This window comes from Cohnella fermenti (assembly GCF_004801405.1).
In the GTDB taxonomy this organism is placed as follows: domain Bacteria; phylum Bacillota; class Bacilli; order Paenibacillales; family Paenibacillaceae; genus Cohnella; species Cohnella fermenti.
Genome location: NZ_SSOB01000057.1, coordinates 34,265 through 55,675, shown reverse-complemented (window position 1 = coordinate 55,675; position 21,411 = coordinate 34,265). Strand labels below are relative to the sequence as shown.

Here is a 21,411-nt window from a genome sequence, read left to right as displayed (position 1 = left end):
AACGACTCTGTTGCCAGCTTCGCTCCAAGACTCGCTATTGGTGGCGTGGCTTCGCCTTTTCCAAGCAGGGTTTCCACCTGCTAAGTTACTCAACCTATGCTCGGTCGCTCTGGTTTTTCACATTCATTGTCTGGATTTCGGAGGAATCGAGGCGTTTTATGCGATTTTTAACATATATGCGGCATACTGAATCGGAAATTTCTCTATGTATGCTATTTTTCACATATAATCGTCCAACTTGCCCATTATCGCGCTGCACGAATGTGAAATTTCGCATAAATTCCGGCGAGGGGAGCTGGCGGCGGGAGTTGGCGGCGGGATGAGAGTGGAAGTGAGTTTGACGGTAAGTTGGCGATGAGGTTGGCAGTGGGACTGGGTGATGATAGTTGGCGGTAAGATCGGCGGTGAAGCTGGCGATGGGATTGGCAGCGAGAGCGAACGGTAGTGTACGGCGGTGGAAAGCCGCAGACGAACGGAGCGTCGCCTGCGGCTGTTGCGGAATCGCATGATGCAATGCGGTGATTCAAATTCGAAGAGAATGGCAAATTCAAGTTATCTGCCGGTTGGGGCATGATAGGACGGAGCGACCTTGGTCGGCGCATAATAGCTCGAGTTCGACGAGTACGTGTTCGTATTCGGCGTGTGCGGAACAACCGAGAGCGGTTTTGTTCCCGAGCCCGCTTCCTGCGGGAAAATTCGGCTGACCAGAGCGCTGAATTCCTCCATGAAGCCCTTGACCGGATGTCCGGCGCGGACATCGTTCGCGTAGCTCTCCATTCGGCCGTACAGATCGGCGTTCGAGGAGACATAAACGTTGTCGATATTCGGGTTCATTCCCTTGACGATATCGGCGACCTGATTCTTCAGCGCATCGGACAATTCTTCGCTCGGCACGGTGCCGGCCGTTCCGGTTCCGTACGTCGTTCCCGTCGTTCCCGTCGTTCCGATCGTTCCGGTCGTTCCCATCATCCCCGGCGTTCTTGTTCCGTAGTGCGTTCCAGTCGTTCCCGTACCGTAATTTGTGCCCGCAGTTCCCGTTCCGTAAGAGCGGGAATACTTCGGCGAATACGTATCGGTAGTGGAATTCGGATTGTTCGGCCCTACGCCGCGATCGACGCCGCTAAGGCTTCGCGTGCTGTACGGAGTTACAGTATGAGTTCGTGTCGAATGCGCGGTTACCTTGCCAGAGCGGTTCCGTTCCTGGACCACTGCCACATAGGCGTTGTTGTTCGTCAAGCCGACGTGGGCGGACTTAATCTCCGGCAATGCGGCCAGTCGGTCGGCGATCTCTTGGCTCATCTCCACATGGGATTGCCCGTCGAGGCCGACGATGTTGTCTCCCGTCTTCTGCATGCCGTGGTAACGGTTCGACTCCCTCGCTCCGTCATGGGCGAACTTCATCCGGTACGCGTTCGACTTTACGTTCTTGGTGCTCATCTCCCCCTGCTTCGTTGCGCACCCCGTTACAGCCAGAGCAGTGGAGAGAACAAGCGTCGAGAAGACCAAACTTTTTTTCAAGAGTCGATTCCCCCTTCGTGCGATGTGGGCGTTGCGGCGCCATGAATTAGAGTGCCCGCCCCATAGCGCGCTATGCTAGGGGATCGAATCCTTGAATAAGCCCCGCGATCGCCGGACCGGTTTGAATCTTTGCTCCTTGCCGCCTCCTTGACACCCGCACGACTTGCCGATAGAATGGTTTTAGTACCTGATGCTAATATCAGATGTTAAAAAAGGAGCGGAAGCGACATGACGGAACTTAGAGCGGAATTCGGAGCTTCGATTACGGCAATCGGAAGCTATGCTCCCGAGCGGCGGCTGACCAACGAGGACCTCTCCCGGATGGTGGACACGAACGACGAATGGATCGTGCGCCGGACCGGCATCAAGGAACGCCGGATCGCCGCCGAAGGCGAATATTCGAGCGATCTGGCCATTCTGGCTCTGCGCAACCTGCTCGAACGGTATGCTGTCGACGCCATGACGATCGACGGGATCATCGTGGCGACAACGACGCCGGACTCGCCGTTCCCGTCGGTCGCTTCCCGGGTCCAGGCGGCCTTCGGCATGAAGGGCGCTCTCGCGTTCGACATGAACGCCGCCTGCGCAGGCTTCGTGTCCGCCCTGCAGGTGGCCAACGGCCTCCTGCTCACGGGAGCTTACCGCAGGATCGCAGTCATCGGGGTCGAGACGCTGAGCCGCTTGACGGACTATTCGGACCGCTCGACGTGTATCCTGTTCGGGGACGGAGCCGGCGTCGTGCTCGTCGACCGGGCGGAGAAGGGAGCGTTCCTCGCTTCGGACGCCGATACGAACGGCGCGGGCGGGGCGCATGTGTATGCGGCCGGGCTGTCGGACTTGTGGCGAGGAGAACAGCTTGCAGGCGATGGGAAAATCGTCCAGAACGGACGGGAGGTATACAAGTGGGCGGTCAGCGAGGTTCCTCTCGGCGTCGAACGGCTGCTTGCGCGAGCCGGTCTGCCCCTGGAACGGCTCGACTGGTTCGTTCCGCACAGCGCCAATCGTCGGATGACGGAATCGATGTGCGAGCGTCTCGGTCTCCCTTCCGAGAAGGCGCTAATCAGCATGGAGTCGTTCGGCAACACCTCCTCCGCTTCCATTCCGCTTGCGCTCGATGGCGCCGTCAAGGAAGATCGGCTCAAGCCCGGCGACCTCCTCGCGCTGTACGGCTTCGGCTCCGGCTTATCCCAGGCGGGTCTCCTGCTGGAATGGACCATCTGACCGACAAAACAGGCCGATGAACAGGTTCAACTGTCGTGGCGGCAAGCATCCTGTCCTCATACACTGATACCATTCAGGTACAGGAGGCTTGCCATGACATCCCAAGCTGAGACTCCTCTCGTCAGCATCGTCATTCCTTTCTACAATTGCGAATTCGTCGACCAGGCGGTCGCAAGTGCGCTGAGCCAGACGTATTCCCCCATCGAGGTCATCGTCGTCGACGACGGATCTACGAAGCATCAGGAACGGCTGGCCCCCTACATGCGGCGCATTCATTACTTGGGCAAGGCCAACGGCGGCACGGCAAGCGCCTTGAACCACGGAATCCGTATGGCTTCCGGGGAGTACATCGCATGGCTCAGCTCCGACGACCGCTTCTATCCCCACAAAATCGCCAGGCAGGTCGCCTACATGAAGCAGCATCAGGCGCTCATCAGTTGCACGGACTTCGATCTTATCGGCGCGCACAACGAGCTGCTTAAATCCTCCCTCGCCGTCAAATTCCCTTCCGTCAAGGAATTCGTTCGCGCCATGTTCACCTTCTGCCCCATCAACGGCTGCACCATCATGATGCACAGGTCCCTTCCGCTGCGGCTCGGCCCTTTTAACGAAGGATTGACCTGCACGCAGGATTACGAATACTGGCTTCGGGTGTTTATCGCCGGCATCGACTTCCACTTCTTCAACGAGACGCTAACCGCCTATCGCTGGCACGAAGCGATGGGCTCGAGGCAGCGCAAAGATACGGTCGACGCGGAATTCAACTTCGTTCGAGATCAATACGCACCTTATCTGAACAAAATGCTCGAGCGCATATAGTCGGGAGCCTGAAGAGGTTCGAAGCCGGAACGAGGAGGGAGATAACCGATGAAGCTTCTATTCGTGTTCGTGCTTCCGAGCGGCGGCGTCGATACGTTAAATCGAATGAGGGTTCGCGCGCTGGGGGCGCGGGGAATCGAAGCTCACCTGCTTTACTTCCGATCCGGAAGCGGCTCTGCGAACAATGAAGGCATAACGGTCCATTATACGAGCGATCCCGCCGAGCTGCGAACCCTCATCCATCGGGAAAACTATGCGGCGATCGTCGTTGTTTCTTTTTTCCTGGAGTTGGCGCTGTTCCGTGATTTGGGCTACAAGGGGCTGCTCCTCTTCGAGATTCAAGGCTTCGGACCGCAGAAGACCGCCCGGGAAGCGCTGACGGGGGCCGCCTCCTATCTGGAGCCTCATGCGGATGCCTTCCTCTACCCCTGTACCCCGCATATCGGCGCCATTCTGCGCGAACGCTATCCGACCAAGCCGATCTACGCGTTCAACAACCCGTTCGACGCCGAGCAGTTCCATTACAAGCGGATCACGACCTATCCTCGTCCGGTGCTCGCGTGGATCGGGCGCCTCGATGAGAACAAGAACTGGCGCGACTTCGTCACGATCGCGGCGATGACGGCGCAGCGGGTTCCGGAGCTGGAGGTGTGGATGTTCAGCGACCCGTGGCTGGCCGAACCGGGCGAACAGGAGAAGCTGGACGTTCGGCTCGAGACGCTCGGCATCTCCCGGCGGGTGTTCCAGGTACACCACATTGCGCATGTGCGAATGCCGGATTTCTACTCCGTTATCGGAGATTCGGGAGGGGTGCTCTGCATGACGTCGAAGGCGGAGGGAGCTCCCTATACCGCGCTGGAGGCGCTGAGCTGCCGCTGTCCGGTCGTCACGAGCGACTCCGACGGGGTCCGTTCCGCACTCATCGACGGCAAGACCGCCCTCTATTACGATCACGGCGACCTGGAAGGGGCGCGGGATCAAGTCGTTCGGCTGATGACAAGCGGCAAGCTGCGGGAATCGCTGATCAAGCAGGGGGAGCGGCACATCCGAGACCACTTCACCCTGCAATCGTACGCGGACCGCTTCGTGAGGATGCTCAAGGAGCTGGGGGTGAAGGAGTGTTAACGAGCATTATTCTGCTGACGCTTAACAACATGGATCAGACCGTGCGCTGCGTAAACAGCATCCGGATGCTGACTCACGTGCCGTATGAGCTCATCGTCATCGACAACGGCTCGACGGACGGCACGATCGGCTGGCTGTACGAGCAGCCCGACATCCGCTTCGTCTGCAACGGCAGCAACGCCGGCTTCGCCGCTTCCTGCAATCAAGGCGTCGCCTTGGCGCGCGGGGAGCTGCTCCTTCTGCTCAACAACGACACGCTCGTCTCCCCGCGCTGGCTGCCCCAGCTTCAGGCCGCCCTGCTGTCCCAGGACGCCGTCGGCATCGTCGGTCCCGTCTCCAACTTCGTTCTTCCGCTGCAGAAGCGGCCCTTCCACTATGCCGGAGACGACTCCTTCTTCCGCTTCGCCGACGGATTCAACTTCCAAGACCCGGGGCGGTGGCAGAATGCCACCTCCTTAAGCGGCTTCTGCATGCTGCTTCGCCGCAGCACATGGGATGCCCTCGGCGCCCTGGACGAACAATTCGCGGTCGGCGGCTACGAGGACATCGACTACGGCTACCGGGCGCTCCGATGCGGGCTCTCCCTGCGGATCGCCGGGGATACATTCGTCTATCACGAGGGGAACAAGAGCTTCGACCGCAACCGGATGGATATGTACGCGATCGCCAGAGTGAATCGCCGGCTGTTCCTCCGCAAGTGGGGCTTCAACCCTGAGCGGCTTATTCTGCAGCTCGATCCCGGCTTTCTGCCGGGAATTCGAATGCTGGCGCACCCGCATCACGAACCGACCTCCGCTGCCGTCCCCGGCGGCTGGTACGGAGTGGACGGAAGCGGCTGCGTCTATCGGGTGGAGAGAGGCGTGAAGCGGCCTGTCGCGTCGTACGAGTCGCTCCTTCACCTCGGGATGTCGATGGACCGGGTCGCGCTCGGCGCAGACGCGATTCTGGCCGGACTCGCTGTCGGAACCCCGATTCGCCCGCTCACCGGCTTGATGTGGGACTACCCCGACAGCTTCCTCGCCCGGGACCCGGGCGGCGGCGCCCACATGATCGCATACGGCATCCGGTATCCGATCCACGACGAGAGTTCGTGCCGCTCGCTCGGCTTGCGGCCGGAGGAAGCGGCAGGCATCCGCTACGAGCAGCTCCATGCCTTGCCGGAGGGCTGGCCGATCCGGATGGACCCGTGGGAGGAGCACGAGCTGCTCGACCATCGCGTATATGCCGGACCGGACGGGCGGCTCTTCTACGGCGAGGGCCAGCGCCTGCGCCCGATCCGCAGCGACGAGACGCTCCGCCGCTACGGCTGGAGCCGCGAACGCGCCGTGGCCCTCCCTCCGCACGTGTTCTACCGCACGCCTGTCAGCTACGAGGTTGATTGAAGCGGCACTGGGGCGGGATTGAGACGGTACTGGGGCGGCACTGGGGCGGCATCGGAGCGGCATCGGAGCGGCATCGGAGCGGCATCGGAGCGGCCTCAAGACGACGCCCGAACTGCCGCACCGGGTTGTCCGGCCTGATTGCAGCGAATGTACGGTACCCTGTTCCACTCATCGGCGTGCTGTCGAGGATTGCGGCGAATGTACGGTACCCTGTTCCACTCATCGGCGCGCTGTCGAGGATTGCGGCGAATGTACGGTACCCTGTTCCACTCATCGGCGCGCTGTCGGGGATTGCGGCGAATGTACGGTACCCTGTTCCACTCATCGGCGCGCTGTCGGGGATTGCGGCGTCGTTGAGCGGAACTGGTTGGGTCGCCACGGCTCATCTGCAACCCCAACCGCGGCCGCGACATGGCCCTAACGTTGCTGCTCCGTTCGTTCGCAACAGCAAGAAGAGGTCGGCTCATGGGCACGACCTCTTCTTGTGCAACACTGACAGTCCGGCTACCGCTCGCCCTTCCACGCGATTCGTGCAACCACCGCTCGCACGCTTCTGCGCATCATGCGCCGAACGCAGTCTTTTCCCCGTTTGCTCCTCTGCAAGGAATTTACCACATTATAGTTAATTGGCAAAACATTGTCCTCCTTCTGGACTCTTATGCCTCTTCTTCCCTTGGTTCAGGAAGCTCCCCCCAATGCTGTCAGGTTAAGCTCCGATGTAAGGATGCAATGGCTCTGTGAACTAGAGAAGAGCCCCACTCATAGAGCCTAACTTGTCATCCACCCAGCACGACATCCACTCGCCCCGCGCCCTATCCCCTCTGCCGACATTCGTCTCCTCTAGCATTATGCCTCTTCTGGCATTCGCTCAGGATAGGGAATGCGCCATGAACATCCCGCGATGGTTGAGCAAGGCAGAGCCGGGCCGAAGTTGGGCTAAGTTGGCTTCCGGACGTCCACTCAACCGATCGGATCGCCAAGGTCCCCACTCAGCCGATCCGTGCCGCCAAGATGCCCGCTCATCAGCCGACCAGTCCGCCAAGATGCCCGCTCATCAGCCGACCAGTCCGCCAAGCAGCAGACTCTCTCTTCGCAGGACTAGATGCAAGATAGCCTGTAAAAATAGGTTGGCATGAGAAGGCCGAGATTCGGCAGATGAGGTTCCTGAGCCAAAGGGAGAAGAGGTATAAGCTTCTTGAAGGAGGTTGGCGCTCACAGGCATACCACAATATGGTATATACATGGCGAGGCGGCAGAAGGGAGAATCACATAGGCCTTGCCCCGCTGACAACACCCGGCTCCCCCTTCAGTCAACCTCCTCCCCGCCCGTCAGCCGCTTCCCCGCGCTCCACTCAGCCGTCATCCGCTCAGCCGCCGCCGAGCCGCCGGTTCGAGTCGGCCTTCCAGGGAGGCGGGGCCAGCGCCTTCAGCAGATGCTCGACGCGATTCCGGTAGCCCTCCGCCACGGCCTGGAACTCGCTCTCGATCGCCCCGCGATGCTTCACCGTTCCCATTCCTTCGTGATGCCGATATTCGGTCAACACTTCGTCCAGGTACGCCAGCGGATAACCCGCCAGGATGGCGCGCAGCCAGAAGTCGTAGTCGTGGGTGAACGGCAGCTTCTCGTTGAAGCCGCCGAGCTTGTCGAACAGCGACTTCCGCATCATGACCGTACAGCCGTTCACCGCGTTGCCCTTCAGGAACGACTCGTAGAACAGGTACATCGATTCGAAGTGAAGGCGGACGGGCTTCTCCTTCCGGCCGCCGCTGTCGTCGATCACGCGGAACGCGGTGTGGCTGATCGCGGAGCCGGTCTGCTCCATGTGGCGCAACTGGCTCTCGATCTTCGCGGGGAGGAAGCGGTCGTCGGAGCTGAGCCAGGCTACGTACTCTCCCGATGCCATGCGGATGCCGTGATTCAAAGCGCTTGCCGTGCCGCCGTTCGCCTTGCCCAGTATATGGACACGGTTTACGTACGGGGCGAGCCGCTCCGCCTCTCGCGTCGAGCCGTCGTTGACGACGATGAGCTCGATGCCCTCGTGCGTCTGCGCCAGTACGCTCTCGATCGCTTCCGCCACATACGGATCATTATAAAATGGGATGACAACCGTCACACGAGGCCGATTCATCTCCCGTTCCCCCTCTTCTGCAGATTCGTTCAACTCCCGCTCCCGCCCGCTTCACGCTGGCACCGCCGCCGCTCTTCCTCCAGCGCATCCGCGATCGATCGCTCGAACGGGATCGCGGGCTTCCAGCCCAGAGCCGCCATGGCCGACAGATCCCTGGCGGCGGGAGACGGCGAGGGGCGATTGTCGACCCGCCACTGCAGTCGGGTCCGCGCCGCCGCATCGAATGCGGCCTTCACCTCGCCCAGCGTCCTCATCCGCCCCGAGCCCAAGGAATAGACGCGGCCCGCCTCTCCGCGCAGCAGCAGCAGCCGATACGCCTCGACCGCATCGCGCACGTCCAGGTAATCGCGCTCTTCGTCAAGGGAAGACAGCGTGAACGCAGCCGCCCCGGCAGGAACCTCCTCCGGGCTTGCCTCCGTTCCCTTCCGCACCGGGGACCAGCTTCCTCCCGCCGCCTCCCGAGCCTCCGCTCGCCCCTCCGCCGCGGCGGCCCAGCGGGCGAGCTTGCCGCACAGCCCCCCGCCGCCGCCGGGGCCGATCAGGTTCGAGGGCTCGACGGCGAGCGTCTGCGCGCCGTACCAGCGATGCCAGGCCAGCGCGGCGAGCACTTGCACCGCTTTGCTGAAGGCATAGGGATGGGCCGACTGCTCGAGCGGCCCTCCCGTCAGCGCAGAGCCGACGATCAGCATTCGTCCGCCAAGACCGGCGCTGCGCATCCCCTCCAACAGATGGACGGTGGCCATCGCGTTGGCGGCCAGCGTCGCTCCCGGCTCCCGCCAGGAGCGGTCGACCGCGTTCTGCCCGGCCAGATGAAGCACGGCGTCCGGCCGGACGTCGGCGCACAGCGAAGCGACGGCATCCCCGCGCGTCAAGTCGCATGTCACCGTCGTCGCCGTCGTCACCGTCGCCAACGCCGGCTCCCGCAGCCCCGACGTCACCCCGACGACGTCCCACCCGGACGCGGCGAAGAGACGACAAGCATGTCGCCCCGTGAAGCCCGTCGCTCCCGTGATCAGAATCCGGCTCATTGCCATAAGGTTCGTTGCCATTCCATCGAAGCTCGTTCCCATTCGACCAGCTCGCCGAGCATGACGTCATAGCCGGACACCGGGTAGCCGAAGCCGCTCTTCGTCGGCAGCAACGTGCGATCCAGCACCGGCTCCGCGACCGGAACAACGACGGCGTCCTCCTTCCCGTATGCGCGCGCAATCTTCTCCAGCAGCCGATGCTTGCTGATCGGCTCGGGAGCGGTCAGATGCACAAGCCCGCCAACGTGCGGATGCCGGATCGCCCACTCCGCAGCCTTCGCCAGTTCGAGCGTCGTCACGCCGTTCCAAGGCACGTTCACGTATCCGGGAACGTTCCCCTGCTGCGTGAGGAACCACTTCATCAGCCCGATGCCGCCTTCGCGGATCTCCGGCCCGATGATCGACGTCCGAAGCGTCAGATGCCGCTTCTCGCGAACCTCGCCGAGCGCCTTGCTCCGCGCATAGACCGTCGTGCCGTCCGGCAGCTCCTCTTCCCCGTAAGAACCCCGTTCGCCCGAGAAAACACAATCCGAGCTAACATGGATCAGCCGAGCCCCGCTCTCTCCGGCAGCATGGGCCAGCCAGTGAGGGAGCAGCCCGTTTACCGTATAGGCATGAAGCGGCCGCTCCTCCGCATCCCGATTCAGGATGCCGATCGCGTTCACGATCGCATCCGGATGAACCTCGCCAACCAGTCGCGATACCGCCTCCAGATCCGCACCGTCCAGCTCATGGACTCGCACTCCGAGACGAGCGGGAAGGGACGTCTCCGTCCCTTGCGCGATTTGCCCGGCGGCTGCCGATCTTAACTCCCTTGAACCCGGCCTTATCGTCGCTTCGACCTCGAACCCGGCTTGACGGCTCAAGTAGGCAGCGAGCACATGACCGGCCATGCCGCCGGCGCCGAGCACAAGGATTCTCATGTCAGGAAGCCTCCCCGGACGAGCATCTGGCGAATCTCTTCCTTCGTCATGAGCGATTGGCTGGAGCTGAAGCTGTCGAAGTGAACCTTCGGATAAGACGAATAGTGCGCGGACAGTCCCGGAATGTCGATGGTCGGCAGAATAACGAGGTACTGATCGTCGTACACGACGGTGCTCAGGCTCTCGTATTCGGTGAGCAGAATCTCGTGAATCTTCTCGCCCGGCCGCACGCCCGTCTCCACCATGTCGACATGCTTGCCCATCGCTTCCATGAGCACGTCGGCCAGATCCACGATTCGGCACGTCGGCATCGTCATGACGAAGATCTCTCCCCCAACACTCTCCATCGTCGCCTTGAAGAGCAGGCGGATCGCATCCTCGAGCGTCAGGAAGAACCGGGTCATGTTGCGGTGGGTGAGGCTGATCTCGTTCTTGTGGGCGATCTGGTTCATGAACAGATGGATGACGCTGCCGTTCGTTCCGAGCACGTTGCCGCCGCGCACGCAGACGAACTTCGTGTCGCTGCCGAGCAGGTTCGCGTAGACGATGAGCTTCTCCCCGATCGCCTTCGTCATGCCGTAGAAGTTCGACGGGTTCGCCGCCTTGTCGGTGGAGATGTTGATCACCCGTTCGACCTTGTTCTCGATCGCCGCCTCGATCACATTCTGCGTGCCGATGACGTTCGTCTTGAGCGCCTCGTAGGGCTGATCCTCGCAGACGGGCACATGCTTCAAGGCCGCCAAGTGGAAAATCAGGTCCACCCCCGAGCAAGCGCGGACGAGAGCCTCCCGATCCCGGATGTCGCCGATGCAGAAGCTGATGCGCTTATCCTCGAACGCCCGCTGCATCGCCACCTGACTGGATTCGTTGCGGGAGTAGACGATAATTCTCTCCGGATTCTGCGGCAGCAGTTGGCGAACCAGCTCGTAGCCCCAGGAACCCGTGCCTCCGGTAATCAGTATTCGTCGTCCTTCAAACATCCATAGTCCCTCCAAGAACATATTTGGCGACCTTCCGCGCGACGCCGAGCTCCATGTAGCCGGGTGGCGGCGTCCAACTGCCCTGCGCGGAGATCATGGCATGAACGGAGCCCGCGATTCGCTCCGCGCGAAGGCCGGATACGACGTTGCTTCCGCAGTCGACGGTCTCCGGCCGTTCCGTCGTCTTGCGCACCGTGACGGTCGGCACCTGGAAGAGGCAGCACTCCTCCTGCACCGTCCCGCTGTCGGTCAGCACGCACCGGGCGTGCTTCTCCAGCAGCACGAAGTCGAAGAAGCCGAACGGCTCGTGGAATTCGACGAGCGGGTGAGCGAGCGCCGGCCCCAAGCTCTGCAGCTTCGAGCGGGTGCGGGGATGCGTGCTGCAGACGATGCGCAGACCCTGCCGCTCGGCCGTGAGGCGAAGCCCCTCCACGATGGCGGCCAGGTGAGCCGGGTTGTCGACGTTCTCCGCCCGATGGATCGTGGCGAGAAGATAGCGCCCGGACTCGAGACCGAGCTTATCCAGAATCGGACTGGCGTCGATCTGCGGCCGATAATGCTCAAGCACCTCGCGGATCGGATTCCCGGAGAGGACGATCCTCTGCACGGGGAACCCTTCGCGAAGCAGGTTATTCTTGCTGTTCTCGGTATAAGGAAGATTGATTGTCGAGACCGCGTCGATGACCCGGCGATTTTTCTCCTCCGGAACGGAGAGGTCGAAGCAGCGGTTGCCCGCCTCCATATGCGCGACGGGGATGCCCATCCGTTCGGCGACGAGCGCGCACAGGGCGCTGTTCGTGTCGCCGAGCACAAGCACGCGATCCGGCTTCTCGCGGCGAAGCACGTCCTCGATGGCGCCGAACGTGCCGGCAAGCTGCCGTCCGACCGTCGTCTCGCGGATATCGAGCGGAACGTCGGGAAGCCGAAGCCCCATCTCCTCGTAGAAAATGCCGTTTAGGCGCCAATCGAAATTTTGACCGGTGTGCACGGTCGTATGTCGCGAGGCCAAGTCGTCCAGCAGCCTGGTCAGCAGGCTTAGACGAATGACCTCCGGTCTTGTCCCGAGAATCGTGACGATTCGCATGAGCTTACCTCCCATTGCGTGCGTGACGCCTGCGGCGGCCTCTTGCCCGCCCGGCGGACCGCCTTCCGCCGCCGGATGTTCTGCGGCTGCGACGCGAGCTTCTTGGCCCCCGCCGCGCGCGCCGTCCGCGTCCGCCAGAGCTTCGCCTGCTGCTGCTGCTGCGGCGGCTTGCGCCGGCGCCTTCCCCCGCGCCGCCCCGGTTCTCCGCGGCCGGCAGCTCCATCGGAGGTCCGTGCGGGATCAGCGACAAGCGATGGTCCGGAACGTCCTGGACATCCTCGAAGCGGAAGCCCAACCCGTGGAAAACAGCCTCGGAAGGGAAAGACCTCCGGCGGCCGTGCTCGATATAATAGACGGTCGGCCCTCTGCCCCGCACCAGCCCCTGCAGGGCGGGCGGCTGGCGGGCCGGGAGGCCGGACACGAGCGCCGTCAGTTGTTCGCGGAAGGCGTCGCGGCCGAACGTCTCTTCGGCGGCCCTGGCGCCGGCCGCGCCGACTTCCGATCTCAGCTTCTCGTTCTGCAGCAGCGTCGCAATCGCGGTCGTGAGGCCCGAGATGTCGCCGGGCTTCACGAGATAGGCGGCGTTGCCGGTCGCCTGAAGAATCTCTTCCAGGCCGCCGGACGCGTACGCGACGACAGGCTTGCCGAACACCATCCCTTCCAGGGCCGTCATGCCGAACCCTTCGGCGATCAGGCTGGGCACGACGACGACGTCCATCATCGGGTACACGTACTCGATCCGGTCCGCGAAGCGAATCCACGACACCCGGTCCGCGAGGCCGGCCTTCTGGATCAGCTCCCGGCAAGAACGGACGTAATCCGCGTCCTCGTCCGGATTGCCGATCACAAGCAGACGCACCCGCGAGTCGAGGGCGGCGAGCGGCAGCATCGCCTGCACGAAGTCCTTCAGCCCCTTGTTCGGATACAGCGCCGAAGCGATGTAGCCCGCGACGAGGTGGTGCTCGCTCCACCCTTGGCTGCGCCTCTGGCGAAGGCGAGCCATCGGCCAACTGTCGGGAAGCAGCTCCTCCCGATTCAAGAACGGGGGCAGCACCGCGGCCTTGGCGTGCGCCCCGGAAGGGATCGGGGCAAGCACCGTCTTGGAGATCCCTACGATGCGGTCGCTGTAGGTCGCAACGATTCTGGCCGCCTCATCGCGGTGCGAGCCGTCGTTGATCGTCTCCATCAGCGACCAGATCGTCGGGACCCCTAGCGCCTTGGCGGCCATGGCGGGCAACGGGTGGACGCACGTGTTCACCCATACATAAGAAGGTTCCTCCCGCTGAAGCAGCGCGACAAGCTGTTCCCACGCCGTATGGCGGCGGAGGTTGTCGAGCTCGGCGGACAGGTGCGGAGCCGCGATGTACATGGCTATGCTTAACGGAATATCGAGCACCGCGATCTCGACGCCATGCCGCCTGGCGGCTTCGGCGATGGCTCCTTCCCGCGGCACGACAAGCACGCAATGGAACAAACGATGAAGCTCCCTGAGGAAGGATAATAGAAGCTTCTCCGCTCCGGTAATGAACTCCGGGCTGCAGATATGCGAGAACACCAACATTTTCGGCCTGTTGACGACATTCATGCCCTTGCGTTGCCGGTCCTGCTCACGGCGCCGCTCGCCTCCTTCCCCCGATCATCGGTTCGATCTCCTGATTCGGTCTCTTAGGGCTCCATCGCCAGATCGATAAGCTGCGTCAGCCGCGAAGCGAAGGAGTGGTCCCGCATCGTCCGGTACAGGGCGCGCAGGGCTATCTGCTGCCGCTCCTCTTCGTGCGTCAAGTAATAATCGATCAGGTCGGCCAACTGGCCCGGCGAGTCGTAGGTGACGATCTCCCGGCCCGGCTCGTAATACTGCGCCAGATCGTCCCTCCCGTCCACAATCTGCAGCGTTCCGCAAGCCGCGATCTCGAACGTCCGCGGATTCGGGGATACGGCGGGGATGCCCGCGGAATTGCGGTTGAACGTCTCGTCGTCGTGGGCGCGATGCACGTTGATGACAATTCGGTTGGCGTTGTAGCACTCCGCGGTATCGATCGGGGTCATCCACTTGCCGAGGTCGATCCGGCTCCGCCAGCGATCGTAATCCGGCAGCCGATCCCACCATAGTCCCGACAGGCGGAATCTCTTCGATTCCAGGCGGGGAAGCAGCTCATGGAACAGCTTCACCCGGTTCCAATACGCCGTGCCGATGAAGGCGACGTCCCCGCGAAGCGCCATGCGGGGGTTGCGCGTACGATAGTAGCCGGGGTAGACCGCGAGCGGCAGATTGTGCACCCTCGCGCACCCGAGACTTTGATAGTAGGGGACGCAGTTGCGTTCCAGCGTGAACACCCGGTCGTAATGGGGGGCGAGGGCCGACGTAATGTCGGTGTAGTACGGATCGTCCGTAAACCAGATCGCGGTGCGGATGCCCAGCCCCCGAATCCGGTCCACCTGCGCGGCCGGGAAGTCCATGCCGTCCAGCACCAGAACGAGATCGGGCCGCTGCGCCTCCGCGACGGAAGCCGCGTCATCCTTCGGGGAAGCCAGGATGACCGAATCGGCCACCTCCAGCAGCGAATGGTGAATGCCTTCGTCCAGAGGGCTGTAGGGGTAGCCCTTGCCGGAGGTAACATAGAGAACCTTGAACGGCCGCTTCTCGTGCACCTGGCTGGCCCGCGCGATCGTCGCCTCGCAGAGGCCTTGCCAATGTCCATGCTGGTAGCCGAGAGAGAAGCCGTTCCTGTTGCCTTGCGTATTTGCCTTGCCGGAGCCGGGCGCCGCTCTCGACGCCCTGCCGACGCTTGTCGGCCGCTTCTGCCTCCCGCGCCCGGCGTTCAGGCTGCCGGGAGCTCTTCTTCTTCTCGTCATCGCCATTCGTTTACCCTGCCTCCTCACCCGTTCGGCGCTGCCGCCTCTTCTACTCAAGCCAGCCCAGCAGCGTCTGTATCCGATGAACGAACGTATGCTGAAGACGAGTCCGCTTGAAGCCTCGGGCGGCGATCTGCCGCCGTTCTTCCTCGTGATTCAGGTAATAATCGATCTGGGCCATCAGCTCGTCGGCACTGCGGAACGCGACGATCTCCCGGCCGAGCTCGTATTGCTCCGACAGCTCCTTGCGCTCGTCGGTCAGTTGCAGCACGCCGCAGGACGCGATCTCGTACGTTCGGGGATTGATCGATTCCGCCCCCCAGTTCATCGCGTTGCGGTTGTCCTTGCCGGCCTCGGTCGTGCGGTGAAGATTGATAACGAGCCTCGCGCCGTTGTAATAATTGACGGTCTCCGCCACCGGAATCCAGCCGTCGTGGACGAAGCGGGACAGATCGGAGTAGCGCTTCATCCGCTCCCACAGCTTGCCGGAGAGGAACACCTTCTTGTCTTGCAGGAAGTCGGCCATCTCGTCGAACAGATTCACTCGATTCTCGAAGGCGACGCCGATGAAGCAGATGTCGGAGCGATACTCCGGGGGGACATACTTCGGTTGGAAAATACGCGGGTTAACCGCCAAAGGAAGATGGCGGACCTGTGCGCATCCTGCGGCGATATAGAGAGGAACGCAGGACCTCTCGTGCGTGATCACCATGTCGTAGTGCTTCGCAATCTCCGGAGTCTCGTCGGTTACGTATGGATCGTCCACGAACCAGATCGCCGTGCGGATGCCCATTGCGCGAATGGCGTCGATCTGCTCCAAGTGATTGCCCGGGAATACGTGCAGCCCGTTCATGACGAGCACCCAATCGGGCCTCGTCTCGGCCGCAAGCTCCCGCATCCGGTCGGCCTGCGCCACGGTCAAGCCGCTCGCGCATTGCGTCAGCGCCGATACCATTCCTTCGTCGATCGCCTCGAAGCCTTGAGGCACATACATGATCCGCAAGCGGCTCGGAATCGCGGACGGCTCCGGAGTGCGCTCGGCGATGCCCTGGCACGCCCCGAGTCGCCAGCCTTCGGACCAGCCCATGCCGTAGCCGTCTCTGCGCGCTTCCTGACGCAGCTTCTCCCTGCTGCTGTACCCCATCGTCATCACCCAGATTCAATATATGCGCCCCTGGTCTGATGGACATGGATACTTACCCTTACGCAGGTGCGTATAATGCGGATAAACTCCCCGAGCGAAGCCTTCCGGCGGCGGTCGGCGCCCTCTCTCCGGACGAACGACGAGCGCCCGCGGTCTCTCCCGCGGGCGCTCGTCTCGGTAACACGGAATGCACGGCTACGCGAAGTAGGCGTGGCCGTCCTGGACACCCTTCGCGAATCCTTCGTTGAAGCCTTGATCGTACGCTTGATCGAACATCGCGCTGTACGCCGGCGCAGCCTGATCTGCCGTCTCCGCCCTTGGCGCCGGCGCTCGGCGAAGACGTCTCCGGACGGCCGTCCTCCTGCCTCTGCGGGACGTCCTGCGAAGCCTGCCGGCAGCCTTCCCGCGCCTCGCTCTCCTGCCGCTTCCCTTCGCCGATCGCTTGGGCGCGCCGCTCCTTCGGCCGGAGCGGCGTGTCCGCCGCTTGCTGCGCATGTACGTTCCCCTCCACTCCATCCGCCTCGGTTACACCTGCTGCTCGTAAGCGAGCTGATGCCCGTCCTCGAAGCCCTTCGCGAAGCCTGCATTGTACCCTTCGTTGTAGGAGACCCGGAATCCTTGGTCGTGGCCGGGGCCTCGCCTTGCCGGTCTCGCCGGTCCCGCCGCTCTCGCCGCTCTCTGCCGCCGATTCGCGGCCGTTCTTCCCTTCCCGGGAGCGGTTCGTTTGGTTCTGAAGCCGGCCGCGCTCTTCGCCTTCCGAGCGGGCCTGCTCTTCTTCGCCGTTCGCGTCTTGCTCACTTCGACAGCCCTCCTTGGCGCTTCTTGACTTCTCCGGTTCTCCCCTTCCGCCCGCGGCTCCCCCACGGCGGCGACGGCACCCCCTTGCGCGGAGCGCTCCACCGCTGGCCCGTCACGGCTCCGACCAGCGCCGCCTGGAGATCGGCCAGCTTCCGAACGTGCTCGCGCATGGCCGATGCCGCCGGTTCGCTGCCGGCGGTGACGTCCGCGACGCTCTCCAGAATTCGCGCCAACGCCTCCTGGCTTCGGGCGATAGAGCGGAGCAGCTCAAGCTTCACTTCCCATTCCTTGTCAAGCCGGCTCATCCGTCCATATCGCCTTCTCCCATGCTTCCGAACATCGAGCCCATTCCTTCCGCTTCGCCGTCGTCCGGCTCGATGATCGCCTTCATGCTCCGGTTCAGCCCGTTGCACAGCTTCGTCAAGCTGTCGATCAGATCCACGTTATGATCGTGGAACTGCAGCGACGTGCCGAGCCGCTCGGACTGCGTGACGGAAGTATCGTTCGTGATATGGGTCAGAAGCCAATTGCGAACCTTCTCCGCCTCGACCGCCTTCGCCTCCAGAATCAGAGCGGTATTCCACTGAAGCTTGGCGATTGCGTCCAATGTCAATTGATAAGCTTGCTCCCTGTTCATTCCCACCCCTCCTCTCGCTCCGGCTCCCTTCGAACGGGGTGGCGCAACGGCTCGTTCCGATTATTCGCGCTTCTATTCTTCGTCCGAATCCCCGAGCGCCTTGACAAGCTGCGCGATGCTGTCCGCCATCGCTTCCTGAAGATCCGCCAGGCTGTTCACGTAGGCGATGACGCTCTTCGTCACCTGCGAAGATCCCTCCAGCAAGCCGTCCAGGCCGTTCAACTGAGGATGTTCGTCCGGCAAGGTATGAACCATCTGCGCCATACGGACGGCGATCTGCCGCTTGGCATCCAGCAAGCGGGCCATCTGCTGGTGAGAGTGCGACATATGCACGATGATCTCCGTCATCAATTCTTGCACCGCGGCGTCCTCCTTCCGATCCTGGCGGCATCGGCGCCAAGCGGCGCCTGCCTGATCCCTTACAGCATATGCCGCTTGGCGGCGCTTGCCACTTCGGCGCAAGCGGCAAGCGGCGGCGCCGGAGCTTCCCTCCGCGCCGCCGCACAATGAATTACAGAACTTGTTTAAGCACCGGAGGAGCGATGATCGGCAGCCCTTCCTCGCAGACGGCCAGCACCTCCGGTTCGATCAGCCGCACCGGGCGGTGATCGAGATTCCACGACCGGATTGCTCCCCGGCTGGACACCTTGCGCGCAACCTCGCCTTCCAATCGGTAGTAAGTATCGTCATGAAGCCTGGCGAAGCCCGTCGGCGACGCAGACTGGCCGTAATAGCGCAGCTCCATCTCCGCGGCGGATATCGGCTCGCGAATCGGCCACCGCAGCAGGTCGACCTGCGACACCTGGCTCACGGGCAGAGCCGCCGCCCCGTCCACCGGCCTTCTGCCCCCTTCCTCGATCCAATAGAGGGCAGGCCCCACCCCTTTGACCAGAACGCCGTCCGGGAACAGCTCCGTCATGTCCAGGGCAAGCCGCTCGCGCTCCTTCAGCGTCTGCAGCACCTGGTGAATGCTCTCGTAGGGATTCGGCCATTTGTCCATATAATAGTGCTCATTCTTGTCGTTCACCTGCCGGAAGCGATTCCCCAGCGCCTTCATGCTGACGCTTCCATAGTGATGAATGAAGGTGTCCGCGGCGACGACAAGGCTTCTGCCCGTCAGGCGGACCCGGATATTGAAGTCGTCGTCCTCGAAGTTGCCGATCTCGAAGCCCTCGTCGAAGTAGCCGACCTGCTGGAACAGCGACCGTCGGAAGAGCAGGCAGAAGCCGACAAGCCGATCGGTTCGGCGCCACTTCGCCGGGTCCGGCTTGTTGAATTCCTTGGCGAACGCGTGCATCTCGCGGATGTCGCCGTACGGAACCTTGATCTGCTGCTCGCCGCTGATATAGTTCGTGACCGGTCCGACCATCCCGATCCGGTCGTCGCTGCCGAGGCAAGCAAGCATGTTGTCGAGCCAGCGTTCGGTCACGACCGTATCGTTGTTGAGCAGAAGGATCGTCTCGCCCTTCGCCATCATCATGCCGAGGTTGATTGCGCCGGAGAACCCCTTGTTGCTGTCGAGCACCCGATAGCGGACCTGACCTCCGAGCTGCCTCAGATAGGCTTCCGTGCCGTCGCTCGATGCGTTGTCGATCACGATGATCTCATAAGGAAGGTCGGTATTCTCCATGATGCTCTCGATGCATTGCCGGAGCAGATCGACCTGGTTGTAGGTCGGAATGACGATGCTCGTTCCTTCGAACCGGGCGGAGAAGCTCCCGAGTCCGGATTGCACCCCTTCGCGGTACCCGTCCGCGAACCCTTGGTCATACGCGCCGGCCGCCGGCTTCGCCGGTCCGCTCCGGCGCGAGCCGACTCTGCGGCGGGAGCCCGCCGCGCGCGCGCGGGAGCTTCTGCGGAGCCTTCCGCCGCGTGCGCTTCTTCTCGTTCTGGAAGCTGCCTTCATGATGCTCACCCCCTGTCATCCATCGGCCGCCGCGGCAAGCGGACGCTTGCGCCCCGGATGCGCGGCGAGGCCGGTAATGGCGTTGGCCAAGTGGCCGAAGTCGATACACACCTTGCCCGTTCGATTCGCGAGATGAACGCAGATCGGCACCGCCGCGATTCCCGCCGAGACGAGCGCCAGATCGAAGTCGCGGGCGGCGGCTTCGTCGACGACCCTGCGATAGTCGGCAATTCCCTTCACGGGGCTGACCGTTGCCGCAATCTGGGCCCCCCACGAGAGCAGCGACGACGCCAACGGCTCCGCAAGATCGCCGATGAGGGCAAGTCTTCTTCCCGCGATCAAGCGATGAAGATACCCGTCATCCTTCAAGGAGTAGTTCACCGTCGAGGACGTCAGCCGAAGCGATTCCGGCTGGATGCCGTACGCCTTCCAGATCGCGAACAGGAGCGGCTGGAACAGCGGGCGCCGCGACAGGGGAATCCCGACGACGGTCGCCGTCCGCATCGCCGAGGCAAGCTCATCCCTTCCTTGGTGGTCGGGAACCTCGATTCCGGCATAGGGAAGAAAAAAACCTTCTCTGCGAACCTCATCCATCGACATGACCGTATCCTGCGCCAGCGTGAGCAGCTCTCCGTCCCCCAGCCGAACGAGCGAATACGCTCTTCTCTCGCTGAGCGCGCGTTCGAGCTCTTCGTAGACGGCGGCGGTCCCGAGCAGCGGAAGCCCCCTTGGCCTCAGCACCGAGATCCCGGCCGCCAGGAACTCCTCGAGCGAGACGTTCGGGAACACCAGCTCCGGAGGCAAGTGCGCCTCCAGCAAGCTTTCGCCGCCGGCGAACGCACCGTCGCGATACCCTTCCGAGTAACGGTCCTCCCCCGCCGCGTCTCCCGCCTTCGCCGCCCTGCCTTCGGGCTCGGGGCCCCGTTCGCCTCGTTCGCGGGCGGCTCTGCGGAGCGGCCGCTTCCTCTTGCCCCGGGTTTTGCCCGCGCCGCCCCGTCCCGTTCCCTTCGGGGCGACGCGAGGCTTCGCCCGGGGAGAAGCGGGGCGCGGCCCGGAGGCGGGCGAGCCTTGCGCCGCGGGCGGCGATCTTCTGCGCGGCGGCGCCGCGGCAGCGGCCGCGCGGCCGTTCACATTCATGGCAATGCCCCCTTCAGCCTGCGGCTCGCCTCCTCCAACGATTCGAACGTTCCCGCATCCGTCCACCAACCGTCCAGAATGTGATAATGGAGTTTTTTCGCGGCTGCATAGGCATTGTTGACATCGGTAATCTCAAGCTCTCCGCGCTGGGAAGGCTTCACCTGATCGATAATCCGGAAGACGTCGGCATGATAGAAGTAGAGACCGGTCACGCAGAAGTTCGACAGCGGATGGTCCGGCTTCTCTTCGATGAACTCGATCGTCCCCGTCGCCGGATCGAGCTTGGGCACTCCGTAACGGCGCGGATCGCCCACCTCCTTCAGCACGACCATCGCTCCGTCCTTCCGCTTCTCGAATTCGGCCGCCAGCGGGGCAAGCGAGGGCTCGAACAGATTGTCCCCCAGCAGAACCGCCAGCTTGTCGCCGGGGCCGATGACCGGCCGCGCCAGCTCCAGCGCCTGCGCGATGCCCCCCGCTTCTTCCTGCACCCGGTACAGGATGGACACCCCCCAGTCCCGGCCGCTCCCGAGCACTTCCACGAAGCGACCGACAGACTGCCTTGCCGTGACGATAACGATGTCGCGAATTCCCGCCTCCCTCAGCTTGGCTACTCCATAACAGATCATGGGATAGGACGCCACCGGGAGCAGATGCTTGTTGGTCCAATAAGTTAAAGGCTTGAGTCTGGTTCCCATTCCTCCCGCCAAGATGACTGCCTTCAACGAAT

Annotated in this window: 22 protein-coding genes; 5 read left to right on the top strand and 17 right to left on the bottom strand. The window is 62.7% G+C overall.

The window, feature by feature from the left end; translation table 11 throughout:
• Positions 1-190 (top strand): hypothetical protein (locus E6C55_RS34325; RefSeq protein ID WP_211093676.1); only part of this gene is annotated, 190 nt, incomplete at its 5' end.
• 362 nt (positions 191-552) lie between these two features.
• On the opposite strand, the gene E6C55_RS29660 is transcribed toward E6C55_RS34325, so the two are convergent.
• Positions 553-1,518 carry a YhcN/YlaJ family sporulation lipoprotein gene (locus E6C55_RS29660; protein ID WP_136373458.1) on the bottom strand — a complete coding sequence of 322 codons (966 nt, stop codon included), beginning with the start codon at positions 1,516-1,518 and terminating at the stop codon, positions 553-555.
• 228 nt (positions 1,519-1,746) lie between these two features.
• Between E6C55_RS29660 and E6C55_RS29655 the strand changes: the two genes are divergently transcribed.
• The 4 genes from E6C55_RS29655 to E6C55_RS29640 all read left to right on the top strand — a co-directional run bounded on the left by E6C55_RS29655 (position 1,747) and on the right by E6C55_RS29640 (position 6,065).
• Positions 1,747-2,739, top strand: coding sequence for a ketoacyl-ACP synthase III (locus tag E6C55_RS29655; protein WP_136373457.1), 993 nt, complete (start codon positions 1,747-1,749; stop codon positions 2,737-2,739).
• 93 nt (positions 2,740-2,832) lie between these two features.
• Positions 2,833-3,558 carry a glycosyltransferase gene (locus tag E6C55_RS29650; RefSeq protein WP_136373456.1) on the top strand — a complete coding sequence of 242 codons (726 nt, stop codon included), beginning with the start codon at positions 2,833-2,835 and terminating at the stop codon, positions 3,556-3,558.
• Between the two features lie 48 nt (positions 3,559-3,606).
• Positions 3,607-4,683 carry a glycosyltransferase family 4 protein gene (locus E6C55_RS29645; RefSeq protein ID WP_136373455.1) on the top strand — a complete coding sequence of 359 codons (1,077 nt, stop codon included), beginning with the start codon at positions 3,607-3,609 and terminating at the stop codon, positions 4,681-4,683.
• The gene (locus E6C55_RS29640; protein ID WP_136373454.1) at positions 4,677-6,065 is read left to right on the top strand and encodes a glycosyltransferase family 2 protein; all 1,389 of its coding nucleotides are present in this window, start codon (positions 4,677-4,679) and stop codon (positions 6,063-6,065) included. Before E6C55_RS29645 ends, E6C55_RS29640 begins: the two co-directional genes overlap by 7 nt.
• A gap of 1,367 nt (positions 6,066-7,432) precedes the next feature.
• Here E6C55_RS29640 and E6C55_RS29635 read toward each other — a convergent pair.
• The 16 genes from E6C55_RS29635 to E6C55_RS29560 all read right to left on the bottom strand — a co-directional run bounded on the left by E6C55_RS29635 (position 7,433) and on the right by E6C55_RS29560 (position 21,406).
• A complete protein-coding gene (locus E6C55_RS29635; RefSeq protein WP_136373453.1) occupies positions 7,433-8,194 on the bottom strand; it encodes a glycosyltransferase family 2 protein in 762 nt (253 codons plus the stop codon).
• A gap of 29 nt (positions 8,195-8,223) precedes the next feature.
• Positions 8,224-9,243: an NAD-dependent epimerase/dehydratase family protein gene (locus tag E6C55_RS29630; RefSeq protein ID WP_230986917.1), complete on the bottom strand. Its 1,020-nt coding sequence runs from the start codon at positions 9,241-9,243 to the stop codon at positions 8,224-8,226.
• On the bottom strand, positions 9,219-10,145 hold the full coding sequence (locus tag E6C55_RS29625) for a dTDP-4-dehydrorhamnose reductase family protein (RefSeq protein WP_136373452.1): 927 nt from the start codon (positions 10,143-10,145) through the stop codon (positions 9,219-9,221). The genes E6C55_RS29630 and E6C55_RS29625 overlap by 25 nt, the downstream gene beginning before the upstream one ends.
• A complete protein-coding gene (locus E6C55_RS29620) occupies positions 10,142-11,125 on the bottom strand; it encodes a polysaccharide biosynthesis protein (protein ID WP_136373451.1) in 984 nt (327 codons plus the stop codon). Before E6C55_RS29620 ends, E6C55_RS29625 begins: the two co-directional genes overlap by 4 nt.
• Positions 11,118-12,209, bottom strand: coding sequence for a non-hydrolyzing UDP-N-acetylglucosamine 2-epimerase (gene wecB / locus E6C55_RS29615; RefSeq protein WP_136373450.1), 1,092 nt, complete (start codon positions 12,207-12,209; stop codon positions 11,118-11,120). Before wecB ends, E6C55_RS29620 begins: the two co-directional genes overlap by 8 nt.
• A 4-nt stretch (positions 12,210-12,213) precedes the next feature.
• Positions 12,214-13,770 carry a glycosyltransferase family 4 protein gene (locus tag E6C55_RS29610; RefSeq protein ID WP_168735945.1) on the bottom strand — a complete coding sequence of 519 codons (1,557 nt, stop codon included), beginning with the start codon at positions 13,768-13,770 and terminating at the stop codon, positions 12,214-12,216.
• Between the two features lie 104 nt (positions 13,771-13,874).
• The gene (locus E6C55_RS29605) at positions 13,875-15,068 is read right to left on the bottom strand and encodes a CgeB family protein (RefSeq protein ID WP_230986916.1); all 1,194 of its coding nucleotides are present in this window, start codon (positions 15,066-15,068) and stop codon (positions 13,875-13,877) included.
• Positions 15,069-15,111: 43 nt separating this feature from the next.
• A complete protein-coding gene (locus E6C55_RS29600) occupies positions 15,112-16,206 on the bottom strand; it encodes a CgeB family protein (RefSeq protein WP_136373448.1) in 1,095 nt (364 codons plus the stop codon).
• 195 nt (positions 16,207-16,401) lie between these two features.
• On the bottom strand, positions 16,402-16,701 hold the full coding sequence (locus E6C55_RS29595; protein ID WP_230986915.1) for a hypothetical protein: 300 nt from the start codon (positions 16,699-16,701) through the stop codon (positions 16,402-16,404).
• Between the two features lie 30 nt (positions 16,702-16,731).
• Positions 16,732-17,004, bottom strand: a complete 273-nt coding sequence (locus E6C55_RS29590; protein ID WP_136373446.1) for a hypothetical protein — start codon at positions 17,002-17,004, stop codon at positions 16,732-16,734.
• The gene (locus E6C55_RS29585; RefSeq protein ID WP_136373445.1) at positions 17,001-17,309 is read right to left on the bottom strand and encodes a hypothetical protein; all 309 of its coding nucleotides are present in this window, start codon (positions 17,307-17,309) and stop codon (positions 17,001-17,003) included. The genes E6C55_RS29590 and E6C55_RS29585 overlap by 4 nt, the downstream gene beginning before the upstream one ends.
• Positions 17,306-17,641, bottom strand: coding sequence for a restriction endonuclease subunit S (locus E6C55_RS29580; protein WP_136373444.1), 336 nt, complete (start codon positions 17,639-17,641; stop codon positions 17,306-17,308). The genes E6C55_RS29585 and E6C55_RS29580 overlap by 4 nt, the downstream gene beginning before the upstream one ends.
• A gap of 72 nt (positions 17,642-17,713) precedes the next feature.
• Positions 17,714-18,001 (bottom strand): nucleoside-diphosphate sugar epimerase, encoded by a 288-nt coding sequence (locus E6C55_RS29575; RefSeq protein WP_136373443.1) that lies wholly within the window; start codon positions 17,999-18,001, stop codon positions 17,714-17,716.
• A gap of 151 nt (positions 18,002-18,152) precedes the next feature.
• On the bottom strand, positions 18,153-19,547 hold the full coding sequence (locus E6C55_RS29570) for a glycosyltransferase family 2 protein (RefSeq protein ID WP_136373442.1): 1,395 nt from the start codon (positions 19,545-19,547) through the stop codon (positions 18,153-18,155).
• Between the two features lie 15 nt (positions 19,548-19,562).
• The gene (locus tag E6C55_RS29565; protein ID WP_211093675.1) at positions 19,563-20,684 is read right to left on the bottom strand and encodes a GT-D fold domain-containing protein; all 1,122 of its coding nucleotides are present in this window, start codon (positions 20,682-20,684) and stop codon (positions 19,563-19,565) included.
• Positions 20,681-21,406 carry a sugar phosphate nucleotidyltransferase gene (locus E6C55_RS29560; RefSeq protein WP_136373441.1) on the bottom strand — a complete coding sequence of 242 codons (726 nt, stop codon included), beginning with the start codon at positions 21,404-21,406 and terminating at the stop codon, positions 20,681-20,683. The genes E6C55_RS29565 and E6C55_RS29560 overlap by 4 nt, the downstream gene beginning before the upstream one ends.
• Between the last annotated feature and the right edge of the window lie 5 nt (positions 21,407-21,411).